The sequence below is a fragment of the Pseudorhizobium tarimense genome, from assembly GCF_022968135.1.
GTDB classification, from domain to species: domain Bacteria; phylum Pseudomonadota; class Alphaproteobacteria; order Rhizobiales; family Rhizobiaceae; genus Neorhizobium; species Neorhizobium tarimense.
This window is the reverse complement of sequence record NZ_JALJRA010000010.1, coordinates 183,729-200,489: the sequence shown is the minus strand read 5'-3', so window position 1 is coordinate 200,489 and position 16,761 is coordinate 183,729. Positions and strand designations below refer to the sequence as shown.

Below are 16,761 nucleotides of genomic sequence, written 5' to 3'. Positions count from 1 at the left end.
TTTCAGAAGAATATAGAGGTTTGACCATGAACATCATTCAGCAGTTGGAAGCCGAACAGGCCGCTAAGATCGAAGCCCAGCGCAAGCTCCCCGAGTTCGAAGCCGGCGACACCGTTCGTGTCAACGTTCGCGTCCGTGAAGGCGCCCGTACCCGCGTCCAGGCCTATGAAGGCGTTTGCATCGCCCGTTCGGGTGGCGGCATCAACGAGAGCTTCACCGTTCGCAAGATCTCCTACGGCGAAGGCGTCGAGCGCGTTTTCCCGGTCTACTCCCCGCTTGTCGAGAGCGTCGAAGTCGTTCGCCGCGGTAAGGTTCGCCGTGCAAAGCTTTACTACCTGCGTGACCGTCGCGGTAAGTCGGCTCGTATCGTCGAGAACACCGGCACCCGCGCCCGCAAGCTGAACGAAGCAGAGCGCGCCGCGATCGCCGAGGAAAAGGCACGTCTTGAGGCTGAGAAGGTCGCAGCAGCTCAGGCGCTCGCCGCCGAAAAGGCAGCAGCCGAAGCCGCTGAGGCAAAGGCCGCGGAAGAAGCAAAGGCTGCCGAGGGTTCGGCAGAATAAGTTTCCTTACAGGAACATCGAAAGGCGGCCCTCGAGCCGCCTTTTTTGTTGCCTGCAGTTTCTTGTGTGCAGGCTGGCCTACCAGGCGAGCCAGCGACGGCCGGCAAGATAGCCGGCACCGGTAACAATCACGATCGCCATTGTGTACCAGAGGGCCACGAAGAGCGGGCTGTCATCCGTGCAGTTGGAGGCATAGAAGGCAGCGGCGATGCCGCCCGCCGCAAGCCCCGCCACTGCGCCGGCGCGGCCTGGGTTCTCCGGCGCACCTTGGCGAAGTGCAAGGATGAAGGCGGCCAGCGGTCCGATCGACAGAAGCGGGATCAGCGACAGGCATTCGTGCGCATTGTGCCCGATCATCTGTGCCGCCCAGTCGCCTGCCGGGAGCACCACCAGTTCCGCAAGTACCGAGACGGCCATCAGGACAGGCACCAGCAGCAGCGCCAGCTCCCATGGAAGAACCCAAGCGCCAGGACGGCCGATACGCACCATCAGGTTCGCTGCCACCAGGAAGAGAACGGCCGTCACCACCAGCTTGAACACAAAGCGCAGGCTTGTAAGGGCTGCCTCGATGTCCGGCCGGAAGCCCATCACGGTGAAGAACAGCGTGCCCGCCAGCAGGATGGCGGCGACGAAGGCCAGTGTCAGTGCATGGCTGAGCCGGAAGCGGACGATAGAATCCTCGGACAGCATGTTGATAAGTTCGTCGGTCTTCACGTTTATTGGCTCCGATAGGTGAGGCTTAGCGCCTTGAGGGCGCGATGCAGCGCGACCCGCACCGCTCCCTCGGTCATGTTCACACGTCCCGCCGTTTCGCGAACGCTGCTGCCTTCCACCGAAATAGCCTGCACGATCGTCCGCTGCGGCTCTTTCAGCGTCTTCAGGACCCGGTCGACGTCGAGGCGCTCCTGCGTCTGCGCCTGATCGTCGATCTGCAGCACCGCCATCACATCCTCGAGCGGCACGTCCACATGGCTTCCGCGCCGGCGCAGGCTGTCGATCAGCTTGTTGCGGATCATGGTGGAGATCCAAGGTGCAATCGGGCGGGACGGATCCCAGGTGCCGCGCTTCAGGTGGATCGACAGCAAGACTTCCTGCACGACGTCCTCCGCTTCACTCGCAGGCGCACCGAACTGGGCACAACGCCGGCGCGCCATGGTCCGCAGATGGGGCGTGACCGACGTCAGAAAACGTTGATACGCCTGCGCATCACCGCCGATCGCCGCCCGCATCCATGCGGACCATTGCTCTTCGCGCGCCAGATCACTCATTCTGTAGAGCCCTACGCAGAGGTTGGCTTCATCGTTACGCGTGTTTTTGGATTTCCACGGCGCCGCATCTCGCGCATCCCGTAGACCATACCGCCTGGGACAGCCGCCTGCGAAAGATTCTCGGCCGCGGCTGTAACGCCGCCCCGTCGCCCGGCGTAGGTCTCCATGCGAACCAAGAGGGCTTGCTCACCAGGGAGATTGAACATGAAGACCAGCATCATTTCTCTTGCCGTCGCGGCTTCCGTCACCTCGGCTCTTGCCGCCATCGCATCGCCAGCCCTTGCCCAGCAGGATGGCAAGGAAAAATGCTACGGCGTAGCGCTGAAGGGCCAGAAGGATTGCGCCGCCGGCCCCGGCACCACCTGCGCCGGAACCTCAACCGTCGACTACCAGCAGAACGCCTAGAAGCTCGTGCCCGCCGGCGTTCCATGCAGCCGCTTAACCAGGATCACCTGCAGCGGCTGAAGCAGGTCTGTGATCACTACCAGCCGGAGAGCTTTTCGGAGCATCTCGCCTGGTCCACCCATGACACGACCTTTCTGAACGACCTGCTCCCCCTGCGCTACACGAAGGAGACGCTTGCGCAGGTGTGCCGGCATATCGACCACGTGCAGACGGCGCTGGGACGACAGATGCTGCTGGAGAACCCGGCAACCTATCTGCTGTTCGAAGAAAGTACCTACGAAGAGACTGACTTCCTTGACGAGGTGGTGAAGCGCAGCGGCTGCGGCCTTCTGCTCGACGTCAACAACGTCTTCGTCGCCTCCACCAACCACAACACCGATCCGGCCAGCTACCTCGCACGCTTTCCCGTCCGACACGTGTGCGAGATCCACCTCGGCGGCCATTCGGAGACGGAAGATGACCTTGGCGCAACGCTGCTGATAGACTCGCACGACACGCCGGTGCGCGATCCGGTGTCGGCGCTTTATGCCAACGTGGTTCGGCGCATCGGGCCGGTGGCGACGCTGATCGAATGGGATAACGACGTGCCGGACTGGCCGGTGCTGCGGGCGGAAGCCCAGGCGGCGCAACCATCCTCCGGCGCTCGGCACTTGCGGCATAGGAGGCGGCGATGTCGACGACGCAGCAGAGATTTCCGGCGGGCCTGATGAAGCCGGACAGTGCGCTGCCGGAGGGCCTGACATCGTGGAACTGCCGGCAGCCGAAGGCGCGCTACGATGTCTACCGCAACAACGTTATGGTCAGCCTGCGCCGCGCACTCGCCAGCCGCTTTCCGGCTGCCGAACGGATCGTGGGCGAAGGCTTCTTCGCTGCGATGGCGGGCATCTTCATCCGCGAACACCCGCCGCGCTCTCCGCTGCTCTTTCTCTTCGGCGACAGTTTTCCCGATTTCGCCGAAACCTTCCCGCCCGCGCAATCCGTTGCTTTCCTTGCCAACGTGCGGCTGGAAATTGCCCGTGGCCGCGCCTATCACGCAGCCGACGTCGCGCCGCTTGATCCCGCAAGGCTTGCGGCAGTGGCACCGGACGATCTGGCGGCGGTGCGCTTCACCCTCCATCCCGCCACCGCGACCTGCGCTCCGCCTTCCCGTTCGTGACCATCTGGGCGATGAATGCCGGCGAGGCGCCTGTGGCACCGATCAGCGACTGGACGCCGGAGGACGCGCTGGTGACCCGCCCGCATCTGACGGTGGAGGTCCTGCGCTTGCCCCCAGGCGGCGCTGTCTTCCTCGACGCATTGGCGGCGGGTGGAACCTTGGCAGACGCAGCCGGGGCCGCCGCAGCGGCGCATCCTGATTTCGACCTCACCGCCACTCTCGCCTGTGCCTTGAGCGGCGGTGCCTTCTCAACCATCCTGACCCAACAAGGAGAGCAGCCATGAGCAGCCCCGCCGTCGTTTCCACAGATCACGGCCTGTCGCGCCGCCTGCGGGAGGGTGTCAGGCTGTTCGAGCGCATTCCGCACGACCTGATCGCGGTTGTCGCGCGCCTGTCGATTGCCGCCGTCTTCTGGCAGTCGGGGCAGACGAAGCTGGAAGGCTGGCAGGTGTCGGAAAACGCCGTCTACCTGTTCGAGCACGAATACGCCCTGCCGCTGATCAGGCCGGTGATCGCCGCCCATCTGGCAGCGCTGGCGGAGCATCTCTTCCCCCTCCTGCTGGTGCTTGGCCTCGGCAGCCGGCTTGCCGCACTCGGGCTGCTCGCCATGACGCTGGTGATCCAGATCTTCGTCTACCCCGGCGCCTGGCCGACGCACAGCACATGGGCCGCCTGTTTGCTGATCATCATCGCACGGGGCCCCGGGCGACTGTCGCTGGATCATGTGGTCGCGGCCCGGCTCAGTCGTTGACAAGCGCGTCCCATCCATCATTGTTGAACGAGCTTCGCAAAACTGATAAATACGACGCCATGGGATCGAAATTCGGATGCCTCGCGAACCAGTTCATCGTGCTGCAGGACCATAAGCGTCTGCCGGCACGCTTCTTCGCGCGCGTCTCCGGCGCTCTGAACAGCCGACTTAGCTAAGCCGATCCAGTCGCACCGGCCGCGATACCAGCCGGCAATCTTCCTTTTCAGACCTACCCAATGGATGGCAGCCATGAGCGCACCCCGCACCCTGTACGACAAGATCTGGGACGACCACGTCGTCTCCACCGACGAGACCGGCACCTGTCTTCTCTACATCGACCGTCACCTCGTGCATGAGGTGACGAGCCCGCAGGCCTTCGAGGGCCTGCGCCTGGCAGGCCGCAAGGTCCGCGCACCGCAGAAGACGCTGGCCGTGGTCGACCACAACGTCCCAACGACGCCCGACCGTCATATCGGCATCAAGAACGAGGAAAGCCGCATCCAGGTCGAGGCGCTGGCACAGAACGCCCACGACTTTGGCGTCGAATACTATTCCGAAAAGGACAAGCGCCAGGGCATCGTCCACATCGTCGGGCCGGAGCAGGGATTCACCCTGCCGGGCATGACGATCGTCTGCGGCGACAGCCACACCTCGACCCACGGCGCTTTCGGGGCGCTTGCGCACGGGATCGGCACGTCCGAGGTCGAGCATGTTCTGGCCACGCAGACGCTGGTGCAGAAGAAGGCGAAGAACATGCTGGTGCGCGTCGACGGAAAGCTTCCCGTCGGCGTCACCGCCAAGGACATCATCCTCGCCATCATCGGCGAGATCGGCACCGCGGGCGGCACCGGCCATGTCATCGAGTTCGCCGGCGAGGCAATCCGTTCGCTGTCGATGGAAGGCCGCATGACGATCTGCAACATGACGATCGAAGGCGGCGCCCGCGCCGGCCTGATTGCGCCCGACGAGACGACCTTCGCCTACATCAAGGACAAGCCGCGCGCGCCCAAGGGTGCTGCCTGGGATATGGCGCTCGACTACTGGAAGACGCTGCATTCCGACGAGGGTGCGCATTTCGACAAGGTGATCGTGCTCGACGCGGCGAACCTGCCGCCGATCGTCTCCTGGGGATCTTCTCCCGAAGACGTCATCTCGGTGCAGGGCGTGGTTCCAAACCCGGACGACATCAAGGACGAGACGAAGCGGACCTCCAAGTGGCGCGCGCTCGACTACATGGGCCTGAAGCCCGGCACCAAGATCACCGACATCGCCGTCGACCGCGTCTTCATCGGCTCCTGCACCAATGGCCGCATCGAGGATCTGCGAGCGGCCGCCAAGGTGGTCGAGGGCCGCACCGTCGCGCCCACCGTGTCTGCGATGATCGTGCCGGGCTCGGGTCTCGTGAAGGAACAGGCAGAAGCCGAGGGTCTCGACAAGATCTTCAAGGAGGCAGGCTTCGAATGGCGCGAGCCGGGCTGCTCGATGTGCCTGGCGATGAACGACGACCGGCTGAAGCCCGGCGAGCGTTGCGCCTCGACCTCGAACCGAAACTTCGAAGGTCGCCAGGGCTACAAGGGCCGTACGCATCTGGTCTCGCCCGCCATGGCTGCGGCTGCGGCCGTCGCCGGCCACTTCGTCGACATTCGCGAGTGGCAGTAAGCCTTCTGTTTGATCGATTCAGTCCAAGGGTGCCGCCGGGGTTTCTCGGCGGCATCTTTCTTTCTGCTGACCAACGCGCTGGAAGAGCGACTAGTCCTGCAGGCCCTTGCACCCCATAATGAGGGAAGCAAGGATACCGGGAGGGGAAGCAATGCCTGAACACCGAGCGAATGAGCCTTTCCCCCGGCAGCGCCGGCTGCTTCTCCTGCGCCATGCGAAATCCGCTTGGCCAGAAGGCGTGGAGGACCACGAGAGGCCGCTGGCGGAGCGCGGGCTGAAGGCAGCCCCGGCCATGGGCAACCACATGGCGCGCGAGCATCTCGTCCCCGACCTGGCGCTCGTCTCCGATGCGACGCGGACCCAGGAGACCTGGGAGCTGGTGCGGAAACGGCTGCCGGGGGAGATCGAGACACGGATCATACCTGAGCTTTATGATGCATCCGCGGCAGACATGCTCCAGGTGTTGCGCCGGGCTGAAGCGATCGCCGATACCCTTGTCATAGTCGGGCACAATCCCGGTCTACAGGAAGTGGCGCTGCTCCTGGTCGGTGACGGCAAGGCCAGTGCGCGCGCCGCCATGGTGGAAAAATATCCGACGGGCGCTTTGGCGGTGATCGATTTCCCCGCCTTCGACTGGAAGGACATCGAGCCCGGCTCCGGCTATCTTGCGCAGTTCGTGACGCCACGCTCTCTCAAATAGAAGAAGCCCCGCCTGGCGGGCGGAGCTTCCATCGTCAGATCAACAGCGTCAGACGGCAATCTTGCCGCCGCCGATCTTGGTGATCGCGAGCACCGACGGGCGGACCGGCATGTCGTCTTTGAAGTCCGGCCAGCGGGTGGACAGGTCCTCGTAATAGGACGGGCGGCCATGGCCTTCCCAGTCCTCGCCACCATCGCCCGGATGCTGGACGGCGAGGAACGCCGTCTCGTCATCCGGCGCAAAGAGCGGGCCGCACATTTCCGCCCCGACCGGGACGCGGAAGAAGAGCTTCGACGTTGCCCGTGCATCGCCTTCCGTGTCGACGGCCCAGAGACCATCGGTGCGGCCGGTGGCCTTGTTGCTGTTGCCGTCAGTGGCAACCCAAAGACGGCCGGCGGAATCGACGGCACAGTTGTCCGGCATGCCGAACCAGCCGTTCTTCGTCGTTTCCGTCGAGAAGGTTGCGCCGACTTCCGCCACCGAAGGATCACCGCACTTCAGCATGACTTCCCATTTGCCCTTGGTTGCGGAGAAGTCACCATCGGCTTCCGAGATCTCGATGATGTGGCCGAAGGCGTTCTCCGCCCGCGGGTTTGCCGCGTTGACCTGATCCGGCGTGCGCTTCGTGTTGTTGGTCAGCATCACGTAGACCTTGCCGTTGACACTGTTCGGCTGGATGTCTTCCGGACGGTCCATCTTTGTGGCGCCGAGAACATCGCCGGCGCGGCGGGTCTCGATCAGCACATCCGCCTGGCTGGCGAAGCCGTTCTCTTCCGTCAGCGGCCCCTGTCCGTGGACGAGCGGCAGCCATTCCATGGTGCCGTCTTCCTCGAACTTTGCGACATAGAGCGTGCCGGCGTCGAGCAGGTCCATGTTGGCGGCACGGTCATCCGGGTTGTAGGTGCCGTCGGTCACGAACTTGTAGACATAGTCGAAACGCTCGTCGTCGCCGAGGTAGAAGACGACCTTGCCATTGTCGGCGACAATCGATTCCGCGCCCTCGTGCTTGGTACGGCCAAGCGCGGTGCGCTTCTTCGGCGTCGAGCTCGGATCCATCACGTCGACTTCGACAACCCAGCCGAAGCGGTTCGGCTCATTAGGTTCTTTAGACAGATCGAAGCGGTCGTAGAAACGGCCCCATTCATAGCTGCCTTCCGGCACGCCGTAGCGCTCGTAGTTCGCCGCCTCCGGATGGTCCGCCGGCAGGCCGCCCATGAAGTAGCCGTGGAAGTTTTCCTCGGCCATGATGTAGGTGCCCCAGGGCGTGACGCCGCCGGCGCAGTTGTTCACGGTGCCGATGACCTTCGTGCCGCTTTCGTCGGCTGAGGTCTTCAGACGGTCATGGCCGGCCGCGGGGCCGGTCAGCTGCATTTCGGTGTTGACCGTGATGCGGCGATTGTTGACTCCATCGCGCACTACCTGCCACTTGCCGTCTACGCGACGGATCTCGACGATGGTGCCGCCATGGGCTGCCATCTCGACGTCGACCTGCTCCTTGCTGAGCGGCCCCTGCTCCACCTTGCCGTCGACCACCGTCACCAGGCCCGGGAACATCAGGTGCGGATTGGTGTATTCGTGGTTGACGACGAGGTAACCGTGATCGGCGGCGCCATCGATCGGGATGAAGCCGACATAGTCGTTGTTGTAACCGAACTGTTTGGACTGCGCCTCGGCGGTCTGGTTTGCCGGATCGAATTCCGGAGAATCGGCAAACACCGCATCCCCCCACCGGAGCAGTACATCGGCGTCATAGCCTTCCGCTACGTGGTGATTGGCGTCGACGCCGGCTTCGACTTCCGGGAAGGAGAAGGCCGAGCCGGTCGCGGCTCTCGCCTTCTCGGCCGTTATCAGGGCGACAGGGCTGACGGTCGCTGCGATGGCGGAGACGGCAAGCGATCCCTGAAGGAAGTTGCGGCGGGAAAAACGCCGGCTGATGATCTCGCCCATGGTCGGATTGGCGCTGGCGTTATGACCTTCGCCATCGGCCTCTTCAAGCTGGGTGGTGGGGAACATCTTCGGACAGAGTTCTTCGGTCATGACAGTCTCCTGCTGACGGGGTGAAGTCTACCCGGGCGAGACTAGGGTTCCTCCATTACGGTTGTGCGACAAAGAGAGGCCATCACAGCACCCGGACCACCGTTCCGCGACGCAAGTGGGGAAGCAATCGCCGCATGTCCTTGAGGCTGATGGCGACACAGCCAGCTGTCGGCTGATAACCCGGCTTGATGAGATGAAAGAAGATGGCCGAGCCGCGGTGACGCCGGCGCGAGGTGACGTTCCAGTCGAGCACGAGGCAGATGTCGTAGAGGCCGTCCCGGCGCATCATCTCTTCGTGGCTGGGGCAGAACGGCGCCCGTACCAGCCTGTTATAGCTCGGATGGTCAGGCTGATCGCACCAGAGCATGTCCTTGCGGATCCGCCGCATCGGCAGGGCCGTGTGCAGCCCGAGGGCGCGGTCGCCGCGGTAGAACCCGTAGAGCAGGCGCATGGCCGCAATTGGCGTTGCGCCGTCGCCCTCGCGCTTGAAGACGGTCCGACCGGAGCGGCCAAGCGCTGCCGGAACGGTAAGGCCACCGAAGCTCACGAACCCGCGTCGCGGGTCGCCGGGGGCAGGCTGCACAGTAACGACGAGGGCCGGAGGAGCCTTTCGCCTACACAAAACAGCCATTTTCCCTCACGAGTTATTGCTTTGAAGATGATTTGGTTTGAATTCATAGCACGATGCAACTTAGATCAAGTGCCTGAACCAATTGCCCTCTCCGACCGTAACTGAGACAAGGGCGCGATAAACCAGAGGCAGGAAGAATGGCAGCTCGCACGATATTGCTGGTGGATGACGACGACGACCTGCGCGAAATGCTGATCGAGCAGCTGTCGCTCTATGACGAGTTCTCGCTTCTGCAGGAAGCCAACGCCACCAAGGCGATGCAGACGGCGAAGTCCACGCAGGTGGATCTTCTCATCATGGATGTCGGTCTTCCGGACATGGATGGCCGCGAGGCCGTGAAGCTGTTGCGCAAGAACGGGTTCAAGGCGCCAATCATCATGCTCACGGGCCACGACACCGATTCCGACACGATCCTCGGCCTGGAGGCTGGCGCCAACGACTATGTCACTAAGCCGTTCCGCTTCGCCGTACTCCTGGCCCGTATTCGTGCGCAGCTTCGCCAATACGAGCAGAGCGAGGACGCAACCTTCACCGTTGGCCCCTATATCTTCAAGCCGAGCCAGAAACTGCTGACGACCGAGGACGGCAAGAAAATCCGCCTGACGGAAAAGGAAGCGGCAATCATCCGCTATCTCTACCGCGCCGACCAGAAGGTGGTGACCCGCGATGTGCTGCTGGAGGAGGTCTGGGGTTACAATTCGGGCGTGACGACCCACACGCTCGAAACCCATGTCTACCGGCTGCGACAGAAGATCGAGCGTGACCCGTCTAATGCTGCAATTCTCGTGACCGAGAACGGCGGCTACAAGATCGTACCCTGAGGCTGACGGATGTCTCTCGCGACCGACATCGCCCTGTTCTCGCAAGTGCCTCTTTTTGCCGGGCTGGATGGAGACCAACTGCGGCTGCTGGCCTTCGGTGCGGAGCGTCGGGCGGTCGCGGCGGGGCAGGAGCTGTTTCGCGAAGGATCGCCGGCGGAAGCGGCGTACGTCGTTTCGAAAGGAAAACTCGAACTGCTGGCCTTCCAGCGTGGCGGCTCGGCTAGGCTCGAAGTGGTCGCCACGCCCGGGACGCTGCTCTCGGAGCTGGCGCTGGTAACCATGGTCGAGCGGAAGTTCACCGCGGTGGCTGCGGAAGATTCCGAAGTGCTGCGCATCAGCCGCACCCTCTTTCACCGGTTGCTGGAGGAATATCCGCAGGTCGGACGGATGGTCGAGGCACGCATTCGCGACAACATCACAGCGCTCGCAACGGCCGCTGCAGGATTGCAGAGCCGCTTCAGCTAGATGGTCTGGTTCCTAGAACTTGAAAACCGCCGTGACCGGCACATGGTCGGAGGGTTGATTCCAGCCGCGCGCTTCCTTTAGGACCTCGATCCGATCGAGGAAGGGACCGAGGTCGTGGGACGACCAGATATGGTCGAGCCGCCGACCGCGATCGGCCGCCGCCCAGTCCTTGGCGCGATAGCTCCACCAGGTATAGAGCTTCTCCTCATGCGGCACGTGCTGGCGCATCAGGTCGAGCCAGTTGCCCTTCTCCATCACCTCGAGCAGGCCGTCGGTCTCCACCGGCGTATGGCTGACGATCTTCAGCATCTGCTTGTGCGACCAGACGTCGTGCTCGAGCGGTGCGATGTTGAGGTCGCCCACCAGGACGGAAGAAATCCCCGGCATGGGATCGGCCTTGAGGCACTTCATCTCCTCGACGAAGTCCAGCTTGTGGCCGAATTTCGGGTTGACCGTGCGGTCGGGCTCGTCGCCGCCCGCCGGAACGTAGAAATTATGCAGCCGGATGCGACGCGAGCCGCGCTCGAAGAGCGCCGAAATATGGCGGGCGTCTCCGACCCCGCAATAGTTCTGCCGGTGGTCTTCCGTCAACGGCACGCGGGAGGCGATTGCGACGCCATGATAGGCCTTCTGGCCATGAATGATGATGTGCTGGTAGCCGAGATCCTTCAGCGGCTGCAGCGGAAACTCGTGCTCCTGGCACTTGATCTCCTGCAGGCACAGGATATCGGGCTGGTGGCGCACGATGAACTGCTTGACGATCGGCATGCGCAGCCGCACCGAATTGATGTTCCAGGTGGTGATGGAGAAGGTCATTCCAGGTCCTCAGGCGGGTGCCGGAGGTTTAGGAGATTCTTCTGCAGGGGTGAAGCAAAAAGGGAGCCTTGTGGCTCCCGTGGGCTTCATCTCCACTAGATCTTGCGGACCTCGTCGTAGGGGATGCGGAAGACGCGGTCGTCGAAGGCAACGCCGTTCTTGACGTTGTAGATCATCACCGTCGTGTCCTTGTTCTGCGCGTCCGTGATCGTCCACTGGCGCAGTTCGTAGGTACTCGAATCGAACATCATCGTGATCGTCGAATCGCCGAAGACAGTGCGGTTGCCGAGCACGATCGTCGTCAGATCCGGCTCCTCGCGGACGCCGCGGACCATCTGGTCGGAAAGATCTATGCGCTCCGCCAGAAGCAAGCTGAGCGGCGTCTTCGACAGCGGGTAAAGGTCCCAGGTCTTCAGCTTCATGTTGCCGATGACGACATTGGCACCATCCGCGATGACGCGGATGGGCGAGGGATCCTCAAAGTTGAAACGCAGCTTGCCTGGACGTTCGATGAAGAACTTGCCTCCCGTCTGCTCGCCGCGCGGGCCGAACTGCACGAACTCGCCCATCATCGTCTTCACAGACGAGAAGTGGTCGGCAATCTTCTGCGCCGCAGCCGATCCGCCCGCGCCCTGCGCGATTGCCGACAGCGGGAGAGCCGCAGCGGCTCCGAGGCCAACAAGACCAAAGGCAAAGCCACGGCGGCTGATGGTGCCAGTAAGCAGGGAGTTGGCAGTCTTTTTCGTCATTCTTCGGGTCTCCTTCCACCGCTTTCTGCGCATAAAAGGCGGCGGCTTGATGGCCAACGCAAAACGCCGGCTCAGCGTTCCAGGATGTCGCTCTCGGTGGGCACGAGGATCTCCCGCTTTCCGGCGTGGTTGGCGGGGCCAATCAGACCCTCCTTCTCCATCCGCTCGATCAGCGAGGCAGCGCGGTTGTAGCCGATGCCGAGCCGCCGCTGGATATAGGAGGTGGACGCCTTGCCGTCACGCAGCACGATCGCCACCGCCTGATCGTAGGGATCTTCGGAATCGGACAGGTTGGAGGTGCCAGCCGGGCCGCCACCGTCGTTCTCCTCGTCATCGTCGGCCGTGATTGCCTCCAGATATTGAGGCGCCCCTTGCGTTTTCAAGTAGGCGACGATCTCTTCCACCTCGTTGTCGGAAACGAAAGGACCGTGGACGCGCTGGATGCGTCCGCCACCGGCCATGTAGAGCATGTCGCCCATGCCGAGCAGCTGCTCGGCACCCTGCTCGCCGAGGATGGTGCGGCTGTCGATCTTCGACGTGACCTGGAAGGAGATGCGTGTCGGGAAGTTCGCCTTGATGGTACCCGTGATGACGTCGACCGATGGGCGCTGCGTGGCCATGATCACATGGATGCCGGCCGCACGTGCCATCTGTGCCAGGCGCTGGACGGCGCCTTCGATATCCTTGCCGGCCACCATCATCAGGTCGGCCATTTCGTCGATGATGACGACGATATAGGGCATCGGCTGGAGATCGAACTCCTCCGTCTCGTACATCGCCTCGCCGGTTTGGCGGTCGAAGCCGGTCTGCACCGTGCGCGTCAGGACCTCGCCCTTGGCAAGCGCCTGCTCCACCCGGCTGTTGAAGCCGTCGATGTTGCGCACACCGATCTTCGACATCTTCTTGTAGCGCTCCTCCATCTCGCGCACCGTCCACTTGAGCGCGACGACGGCCTTCTTCGGATCCGTCACGACAGGCGAAAGGAGATGCGGGATGCCGTCGTAGACCGAAAGTTCGAGCATCTTCGGGTCGATCATGATCAGGCGGCACTTCTCCGGCGTATAGCGGTAGAGAAGCGACAGGATCATCGTGTTGATGGCGACCGACTTACCGGAGCCGGTGGTACCGGCAACCAGCAGATGCGGCATCTTCGCAAGATCAGCCACCACCGGCTCCCCGCCGATGGTCTTGCCGAGCGCCATCGCAAGTTTCGCCTTGCTCGCCTCGAAGTCCTTCGAGCCGATCATCTCGCGCAGATAGACGGTTTCGCGGGTCCGGTTCGGCAGTTCGATGCCGATCGCGTTGCGGCCGGGAACGACGGCGACACGCGCGGCAATCGCGCTCATGGAGCGGGCGATATCGTCTGCGAGCCCGATAACGCGGGACGACTTGATCCCTGGTGCCGGCTCCAGCTCGTAAAGGGTCACGACCGGGCCGGGGCGGACGTGAATGATCTCGCCCTTGACGCCGAAGTCCTCCAGCACGCCTTCCAGCATGCGTGCGTTCTGCTCCAGCGCGTCGGCGGAAAGGGTGGCATCGCGGGCAACGGCCTTCGGTTCGGCCAAGAGGTGGACGGAGGGCAGCTGGAACCCGTCGGCATCGATGAAGGAGGCCTGTGCCTCCCGAGCGACGCGGGCGCTCGGCTTCGGCGGTGGAGGCGGCGCCACCACCCGTGGCCGTGCCGGCGCACCCGCTGCTGCCGGTGCACGGGAGACGGCGAAGGGGACGTCGTCATCATCATCGGCGAGTATGCCGGCGGGGCGCGCGACCGGACTGTCGTCAGCCTCGTCCTCATCGTCGTGCACCATGGGCGGCGCTGTGATGGAGCGCCGGCTGAAGCCTTCCGCAGGGCCGTCAAGCGACGGTTCGACACGCTGCCCGGCGGCAACCGCCTTTGGCCGCGACGGCTCGTTGAGCGCGCCGAATTCGTCGTCGTTGAAATCGTAAGGCTGGTCGAAGGACGTGCGCGCTGATGGCTTGATGCCGAACAGCCGGCGCACGCGCGCCTGCGTGGTATACCAGTAATGCGCCAGAGCGCCGACTGCCAGGAAGCCGGCAAAGCCTCCCTCGTCCTCTTCATCCTCCTCGTCGATCGCCTCGCGGCGACGGACAGCCGGCTTGTCCGGCAGATCGTCTTCGTCGTGATCGTCGAAGGCATCGCCGACGAGGCCAGAAGCGAAGAGCAGCAGCCACGCAGCTGGAACTGCACAGACGACGCCCAGGATCGACGCCAGCATGCCGGTCGGATAGGCGCCGACGAAGAGGGCCGGGAAGCGCAGGATCATGTCACCGATCACCCCGCCAATGCCGTTGGGGATCGGCCAGGTGAAGGGTGCGGGAAAGCAACCGAGCGAGGCGGATGCGAGTAGCGTGCCGCCGCCCCAGGCGGCAAGACGAGCGGGAATGCGGTTGAAGTCGCGGCCGGAGATCAGTGCAAGCGCCAGCGCAAGGGCAGGCAGCAGGGCGACGAGGCTTGCCAGCCCGAGGAACTGCATCATCAGGTCGGCGAAGGCGGCACCACCATAGCCGAGCAGGTTGGTGGGCTCGTTGTCAGTGGCATAGGAGAAGCTCGGATCCGCGACGTTCCAGGTCGCGAGTGCCACGACCGCGAGCGCGAGGCCGATGAAGATGGCAAAGCCCGCCAGAGCCATCGCCTGCCGCAGGACGAAGGCGGTCAGCATCGCCTTCGCCGATCCGTGGCCCATCGTTGCCGAAGTGCTTCTGCCCATCTCTTCTGCCCGTTCCAACTGATTCCGAGGTGGCGGATTCGTAAAGACAGAATCCGCCATGGTGGCCGGAAGGTAGCGCGAGGCTGGTTAACGCGGCTTTAACCACGATGGACGGCGCCTGTGGTGATCAGGCACAAAAAGCCCGGGCCAGAGCCCGGGCAACGTGCGGTGCCCATAAGGCAACCGCGACGGGAGGTCTTTCGGCGACAATGCACTGCCGCCGAAAGCTAGTTGATTGCTTAGGAGTGGTACGCCGCTTCGCCGTGGCTCGCGAGGTCGAGACCTTCGCGTTCCGCTTCGACGGTGACCCGCAGACCGACTATCACATCCACCACCTTGTAGAGGATCGCCGAGACGATGCCGCACCAGACGATGGTGATGACGACGGCCGTCAACTGCGTCATGAACTGGCCGCCCATGGTGACGCCTTCGGCATAGCCGATGCCACCGAGCGACGAGGAGGCGAAGATGCCGGTGGCAAGCGCGCCAAAGAAGCCGCCGACGCCATGGACGCCGAAGACATCAGCCGTGTCGTCATAGCCGAACTTGTTCTTGATCACGGCGATGAAGAAGTAGCAGATCGGCGAAACGAGCAGACCCATGACGATCGCACCCATCGGTCCGGCAATACCGGCAGCCGGCGTGATGGCGACGAGACCAGCGATCATGCCGGACGCGGCACCCAGCATGGAAGCCTTGCCGCGAGCGAAGCTTTCCACGATGCACCAGGAGACGATGGCAGCTGCGGTTGCGATGAAGGTGTTAACCGTCGCAAGCATTGCACCACCGGAGGCTTCCAGGTTGGAGCCGGCGTTGAAGCCGAACCAGCCGATCCAGAGCATGGCCGCACCGACGAGCGTCAGCGTCATCGAATGCGGAGCCATCATGTCCTTGCCATAGCCGGTCCGCTTGCCGACCATCATCGCGCCGATTAGGCCGGCCACGCCGGCGTTGATGTGCACGACCGTACCACCGGCAAAGTCAAGCGCGCCCATGCCGAACAGCAGGCCGTTGGCATCCCAGACCATGTGAGCGACCGGGAAATAGACGAAGGTGGCCCACAGGATGCAGAACAAGATCGCCGCGGAGAACTTGATGCGTTCGGCAAAGGCGCCGACGATGAGAGCTGGCGTCAGCGCCGCAAACGTCATCTGGAACAGCATGAAGATGTATTCCGGGATGACAGCATCCGAGAAGGTCGCGGCAGTGGAATCCATCGTGATGCCGGACAGGAAGAGTTTGGCCGTGCCGCCGAAATAGGCGTTCTCCGAGCCGCCGAAGGCGAAGGAATAGCCGTAGATAACCCAGACGAGCATCATGGCCGCGCCGACCACCGTGCACTGCATCAGCACGGACAGCATGTTCTTGGCGCGCACAAGGCCGCCGTAGAACAGGCCGAGGCCCGGCATCAGCATGAAGAGCACGAGCAGGGTGCACAGGAACATGAAGGCGGTGTCACCCTTGTCCGGCACGGGTGCCGCTGCGGCAGCCTCGGCAGCGGGCGCGGCTGCCTCCTGCGCGAAGGCGACGACGGGCGAAAGCAGGGCTGCAGCGGCAGCGCCGAAACGTCCGAGCGAGGTCGAAATTCTGGAAAATTGCATTGGTAGCTCCCCAATCAGCCGTTTATCAAAGCGCTTCTGTGCTGGTCTCGCCGGTCCGGATGCGCACGGCCTGCTCGATCGAATAGACGAAGATCTTGCCATCACCGATCTGACCGGTCTTGGCGGCGGAGGCGATCGCATCGACGGCCTTCTCGACGAGGTCCGCGGCGACCGCGATCTCGATCTTCAGCTTTGGCAGAAAACTCACCGCATATTCGGTGCCGCGGTAGATCTCGGTATGCCCCTTTTGCCGCCCGTAGCCCTTGACCTCGGTTACGGTGAGGCCCTGGATACCGACGGCCGTGAGGGCTTCACGCACCTCGTCCAGCTTGAACGGCTTGATAATGGCCATCACGATTTTCATCTGGCTTCCCATCCTTTGTTTGCTCGGCCGGAGCCGACATCCCTCATCG

Annotated in this window: 18 protein-coding genes and 2 pseudogenes; 10 read left to right on the top strand and 10 right to left on the bottom strand. The window is 63.3% G+C overall.

Annotated elements, in window-relative coordinates:
• Positions 1–26: 26 nt before the first annotated feature.
• Complete coding sequence (rplS, locus tag MUU54_RS14070) at positions 27–560, top strand: 50S ribosomal protein L19 (protein WP_247244632.1); 534 nt, start codon at positions 27–29, stop codon at positions 558–560.
• Positions 561–638: 78 nt separating this feature from the next.
• On the opposite strand, the gene MUU54_RS14065 is transcribed toward rplS, so the two are convergent.
• Together MUU54_RS14065 and MUU54_RS14060 are read right to left on the bottom strand one after the other, a co-directional pair.
• Positions 639–1,274, bottom strand: coding sequence for an NrsF family protein (locus tag MUU54_RS14065; protein WP_247244631.1), 636 nt, complete (start codon positions 1,272–1,274; stop codon positions 639–641).
• 2 nt (positions 1,275–1,276) lie between these two features.
• Positions 1,277–1,828, bottom strand: a complete 552-nt coding sequence (locus MUU54_RS14060) for a sigma-70 family RNA polymerase sigma factor (RefSeq protein WP_247244630.1) — start codon at positions 1,826–1,828, stop codon at positions 1,277–1,279.
• 204 nt (positions 1,829–2,032) lie between these two features.
• On the opposite strand from MUU54_RS14060, the pseudogene bufA1 reads away from it, so the two are divergent.
• The 5 genes and pseudogenes from bufA1 to MUU54_RS14035 form a co-directional block, all read left to right on the top strand.
• A pseudogene (gene bufA1, locus MUU54_RS14055) lies at positions 2,033–2,230 on the top strand (BufA1 family periplasmic bufferin-type metallophore); the annotation flags it as partial.
• A 23-nt stretch (positions 2,231–2,253) separates the two neighbouring features.
• Positions 2,254–2,940, top strand: a pseudogene (locus MUU54_RS14050) (MbnB/TglH/ChrH family RiPP precursor modification enzyme); the annotation flags it as partial.
• Positions 2,904–3,389 (top strand): HvfC/BufC N-terminal domain-containing protein, encoded by a 486-nt coding sequence (locus MUU54_RS14045; RefSeq protein WP_247244629.1) that lies wholly within the window; start codon positions 2,904–2,906, stop codon positions 3,387–3,389. The pseudogene MUU54_RS14050 and the gene MUU54_RS14045, both read left to right, overlap by 37 nt.
• A gap of 32 nt (positions 3,390–3,421) precedes the next feature.
• Complete coding sequence (locus MUU54_RS14040; protein ID WP_247244628.1) at positions 3,422–3,673, top strand: hypothetical protein; 252 nt, start codon at positions 3,422–3,424, stop codon at positions 3,671–3,673.
• Positions 3,670–4,140: a DoxX family protein gene (locus MUU54_RS14035; protein WP_247244627.1), complete on the top strand. Its 471-nt coding sequence runs from the start codon at positions 3,670–3,672 to the stop codon at positions 4,138–4,140. The genes MUU54_RS14040 and MUU54_RS14035 overlap by 4 nt, the downstream gene beginning before the upstream one ends.
• A gap of 17 nt (positions 4,141–4,157) precedes the next feature.
• Here MUU54_RS14035 and MUU54_RS14030 read toward each other — a convergent pair whose 3' ends face one another.
• Positions 4,158–4,391, bottom strand: a complete 234-nt coding sequence (locus tag MUU54_RS14030; protein ID WP_247244673.1) for a hypothetical protein — start codon at positions 4,389–4,391, stop codon at positions 4,158–4,160.
• On the opposite strand from MUU54_RS14030, the gene leuC reads away from it, so the two are divergent.
• Both leuC and MUU54_RS14020 read left to right on the top strand, forming a co-directional pair.
• Complete coding sequence (leuC, locus tag MUU54_RS14025) at positions 4,390–5,799, top strand: 3-isopropylmalate dehydratase large subunit (protein ID WP_247244626.1); 1,410 nt, start codon at positions 4,390–4,392, stop codon at positions 5,797–5,799. The two genes, MUU54_RS14030 and leuC, sit on opposite strands and share 2 nt — an antisense overlap.
• Before the next feature lie 151 nt (positions 5,800–5,950).
• Positions 5,951–6,499 (top strand): SixA phosphatase family protein, encoded by a 549-nt coding sequence (locus tag MUU54_RS14020; RefSeq protein ID WP_247244625.1) that lies wholly within the window; start codon positions 5,951–5,953, stop codon positions 6,497–6,499.
• Between the two features lie 48 nt (positions 6,500–6,547).
• Here MUU54_RS14020 and MUU54_RS14015 read toward each other — a convergent pair whose 3' ends face one another.
• Positions 6,548–8,536, bottom strand: coding sequence for a PhoX family protein (locus MUU54_RS14015; RefSeq protein ID WP_247244624.1), 1,989 nt, complete (start codon positions 8,534–8,536; stop codon positions 6,548–6,550).
• Positions 8,537–8,618: 82 nt separating this feature from the next.
• Positions 8,619–9,167 (bottom strand): L,D-transpeptidase family protein, encoded by a 549-nt coding sequence (locus tag MUU54_RS14010; protein ID WP_247244623.1) that lies wholly within the window; start codon positions 9,165–9,167, stop codon positions 8,619–8,621.
• 137 nt (positions 9,168–9,304) lie between these two features.
• On the opposite strand from MUU54_RS14010, the gene MUU54_RS14005 reads away from it, so the two are divergent.
• Positions 9,305–9,988, top strand: a complete 684-nt coding sequence (locus MUU54_RS14005; protein ID WP_247244622.1) for a response regulator transcription factor — start codon at positions 9,305–9,307, stop codon at positions 9,986–9,988.
• A 9-nt stretch (positions 9,989–9,997) separates the two neighbouring features.
• Positions 9,998–10,453, top strand: a complete 456-nt coding sequence (locus tag MUU54_RS14000) for a cyclic nucleotide-binding domain-containing protein (protein ID WP_247244621.1) — start codon at positions 9,998–10,000, stop codon at positions 10,451–10,453.
• Between the two features lie 12 nt (positions 10,454–10,465).
• On the opposite strand, the gene MUU54_RS13995 is transcribed toward MUU54_RS14000, so the two are convergent.
• The 5 genes from MUU54_RS13995 to MUU54_RS13975 all read right to left on the bottom strand — a co-directional run bounded on the left by MUU54_RS13995 (position 10,466) and on the right by MUU54_RS13975 (position 16,724).
• Positions 10,466–11,269, bottom strand: a complete 804-nt coding sequence (locus tag MUU54_RS13995; RefSeq protein ID WP_247244620.1) for an exodeoxyribonuclease III — start codon at positions 11,267–11,269, stop codon at positions 10,466–10,468.
• 95 nt (positions 11,270–11,364) lie between these two features.
• The gene (locus MUU54_RS13990; RefSeq protein ID WP_247244619.1) at positions 11,365–12,018 is read right to left on the bottom strand and encodes an outer membrane lipoprotein carrier protein LolA; all 654 of its coding nucleotides are present in this window, start codon (positions 12,016–12,018) and stop codon (positions 11,365–11,367) included.
• A 71-nt stretch (positions 12,019–12,089) separates the two neighbouring features.
• Complete coding sequence (locus MUU54_RS13985; RefSeq protein ID WP_247244618.1) at positions 12,090–14,747, bottom strand: FtsK/SpoIIIE family DNA translocase; 2,658 nt, start codon at positions 14,745–14,747, stop codon at positions 12,090–12,092.
• A gap of 239 nt (positions 14,748–14,986) precedes the next feature.
• Positions 14,987–16,348, bottom strand: a complete 1,362-nt coding sequence (locus MUU54_RS13980) for an ammonium transporter (protein ID WP_247244617.1) — start codon at positions 16,346–16,348, stop codon at positions 14,987–14,989.
• A gap of 25 nt (positions 16,349–16,373) precedes the next feature.
• On the bottom strand, positions 16,374–16,724 hold the full coding sequence (locus MUU54_RS13975; protein WP_281433332.1) for a P-II family nitrogen regulator: 351 nt from the start codon (positions 16,722–16,724) through the stop codon (positions 16,374–16,376).
• Positions 16,725–16,761 lie beyond the last annotated feature (37 nt).